This window comes from Veillonella sp. CAG:933, assembly GCF_000431435.1.
Taxonomy (GTDB): Bacteria; Bacillota; Negativicutes; order Veillonellales; family Veillonellaceae; genus Veillonella_A.
On record NZ_HF986259.1, the window covers coordinates 1 to 722 of the forward strand.

Annotated in this window: 1 protein-coding gene; it reads left to right on the forward strand. The window is 41.8% G+C overall.

Annotated elements, in window-relative coordinates; translation table 11 throughout:
- A partial coding sequence (locus QZL64_RS13050; RefSeq protein WP_441351097.1) for a hypothetical protein occupies window positions 1-722 on the forward strand: 722 nt, incomplete at both ends.

Consider the following 722-nt stretch of genomic DNA (forward strand, 5'->3'; position numbering starts at 1 on the left):
CTTGTTGTTGATAAAGATCACGCAGGCTTCGGTATTAAAGGTACTACCGATGGCATGGTTACAAGCGAAGTGTCCGGTCAGGACTTAGTAGTCGACTTAACAGCTGCAACTAAAGAAAAAATTAACAATGCAGCCGGTAAAGACTTAGGTAACTTGGATGACAAAGGTAAAGAAGTTATTAAAGAAGTTGTTCAGAAATCCGTTGATGTAAAAGGTGGCGCTAACATCGAAGTAACCAGTGAAACCGGTGCTGATGATGTTAAGACATTCACAGTTAACTTGAATAAAACTGTAGACTTAGGCGCTGATGGCTCTATCTCCTTAGGCAATACCGTAATTAACGGCAACACAATTAATGTTGGCGGTACAACACTTAACGAAGGCGGTTTGACTATTAAAAATGGTCCTTCCATCAACGTTGGCGGTATCAATGCAGGCGGTACTCGAATTACAAATGTAGCTGACGGTAAAGACGCAAGTGACGTAGTTACTTACAGCCAATTGCAAGAAGTACGTACGATTGCTGAAAACGGTTCCGGTACCAGCGGCACAGCTCTTCAGACTGTAAGCGTAAAAGACACTGACGGTAATGCAATCACAGTTAATAAAGAAAAAGCATCCTTTGGTATCGTAGCAGCTACTGATGGCATGGTTGAAAGCAAAGTGTCCGGTCAGGATTTGGTAGTCGACTTAACAGCTGCAACTAAAGAAAAAATTAACAA